Source organism: Terrisporobacter muris, assembly GCF_024621905.1.
Taxonomy (GTDB): Bacteria; Bacillota; Clostridia; order Peptostreptococcales; family Peptostreptococcaceae; genus Terrisporobacter; species Terrisporobacter muris.
Genome location: NZ_JANKBY010000427.1, coordinates 1 through 2,531 on the forward strand (window position 1 = coordinate 1; position 2,531 = coordinate 2,531).

At 31.5% G+C, this 2,531-nt stretch carries 1 protein-coding gene; it reads left to right on the top strand.

What is annotated here, in order from left to right; all coding sequences use genetic code 11:
* Positions 1–169 precede the first annotated feature (169 nt).
* Positions 170–2,275, top strand: a complete 2,106-nt coding sequence (locus NSA58_RS18760; protein WP_257560833.1) for a PTS transporter subunit IIABC — start codon at positions 170–172, stop codon at positions 2,273–2,275.
* Positions 2,276–2,531 lie beyond the last annotated feature (256 nt).

The window sequence follows — 2,531 nt, forward strand, 5'->3', positions numbered from 1 at the left end:
AAAATAAATATAAATATAAAAAATAATAGTGCAAACGGTTGCATAAAAATATTGACACCGATATTTAAGCTATGGTAGTATCATTATATAAATTAAGGTAAATTATATATAATTGTAAAGAGCAATTATAAAATTATTAAATACTAAATGAGGGAGAGGACCAGAATTAATGAAAGATAAAATATTTGGTGTTTTACAACGTGTGGGTAGATCATTTATGCTACCGATAGCTATTTTACCAGTAGCAGGTTTATTTTTAGGAATAGGTGGATCATTCACCAATGAAACAATGTTAAATGCTTACGGGTTAATGGGAATTATGGGACCGGGGACACCTATAAATGCATTTTTAACAGTTTTAAGTAATGCCGGGGACATAGTATTTGCAAACTTACCATTATTATTTGCAATGGGTGTTGCAATAGGTATGGCGAAGAAGGAAAAAGAAGTTGCAGCTTTATCTGGAGCTATTGCATTCTTAATTATGCACGCCTCAATAGGTGCTCTTATAAACATTAATGGTGGAACAGAAGCTATGCTTGCTGGTTCTACAGCAAGCGTACTAGGTATAACTTCACTTCAAATGGGTGTATTTGGAGGTATGTTAGTAGGTCTTGGTGTAGCAGCACTACATAATCGTTTTTATAAAATTGAATTACCACAAGTACTATCATTCTTTGGTGGAACTAGATTTGTTCCAATTATATCTGCTACAACTTATTTATTTGTTGGTATATTAATGTTCTATATATGGCCACATGTACAAAGTGCTATTTATTCAGTAGGTAATTTAGTTCAAAGTTCAGGATATGCAGGAACTTGGGTTTATGGGTTTATGGAAAGAGCTTTAATACCGTTTGGACTTCATCATGTATTCTACTTACCATTCTGGCAAACTGCTGTTGGTGGTACTGCAATGGTAGGAGGACAATTAATAGAAGGTGCTCAAAATATATTCTTTGCACAACTAGCAGATCCATCTACAACGCAATTTAGTGTAGAAGCTACTAGGTTTATGTCTGGTAAATTCCCGCTTATGATATTTGGTTTACCAGGTGCAGCACTTGCAATGTATAAATGTGCTAAGCCAGAAAAACGTAAAGTTGCCGGAGGATTATTATTATCAGCAGCATTAACAGCAATGTTAACAGGTATAACTGAGCCAATAGAATTTACATTCTTATTTGTTGCCCCAGTGTTATATGTTATACACTCAATATTTGCAGGAGCTGCTTATATGTTAATGCACATGTTAAATGTTGGAGTTGGTATGACTTTCTCAGGAGGATTAATAGATTTAACGCTATTTGGAATATTACAAGGAAATGCTAAAACTCATTGGATAAATATAGTTTGGATTGGTTTAATATACTTTGCAGTTTACTACTTCTTATTTACGTTCTTAATTAAGAAATTTAACTTTAAAACTCCAGGAAGAGACGATGAAGAAGAAGTTAAATTATATACAAGAGCAGATGTAAATGCTAAAAAAGAAGGACAAGCAGAAAGCCAAGATAACCAAGTATCAGCTATGATATTAAAAGGTTTAGGTGGAGAAGAAAATTTAAGTGATTTAGACTGTTGTGCTACAAGACTTCGTGTAACAGTAAAAGATGCTTCTAAAGTAAGTGAATCTTTACTAAGATCAAGTGGAGCAGCAGGTGTTATAATAAAAGGTAATGGAATACAAGTTATATATGGGCCAAGAGTTACAGTTATAAAATCAAATTTAGAAGATTTTATAGCAAGTGGTGTTAAAGTTGTTTTAGCTGAAGATGTAGCTGTAGAAACTAAAGAAGAAGTAAAAGAAGAAAAAGTTGAAAATGTTTGTGTAATTGTAGCACCAATAGAAGGTAATGCAATATCTTTAGAAGAAGTAGGAGATGGAGTATTCTCTGAAGGTATGCTAGGTAAAGGTGTTGCTATAGAGCCAACTATTGGTAGGGCGGTATCTCCAGTAGATGGAACAGTTTCAACAGTATTTGAAACAAAACATGCTGTAGGATTAACATCAGACAATGGTGTGGAAGTATTAATACACATAGGTTTAGATACTGTTAAATTAAATGGTAAGCATTTCAGTACTCATGTTAAAGCAGGAGACAAAGTTAAGGTAGGAGATCTTTTAGTTGAGTTTGATATAGAAAAAATAAAAGAAGCTGGATATCCAATAGTTACTCCTATAATAATTACTAATACAGATAGTTATGAAGATGTTGAAGTAGTAGCTAAAGGTGCAGTAAAAGAAAAAGATAAATTAGTATCAGTTAGATAGATTGAAAAGATGTAGGAATTAAAACCTACATCTTTTTTTATTAAAGAAATTTATAATTTACTATAAATATTTACGAATTGAGCTTAATATTTATTATATGTATGATGATTGTTGAGTCTTACATATGAATTAAACTGGAGTTAAAGTAAGCATATATGGGTATAAACGATATTGAATATATAAAAATGAATAAAAAAGTTTGTAAAAATACGTACATAATTATTAAAATTAAATAAAAAGTTCATAAAAATTGCAG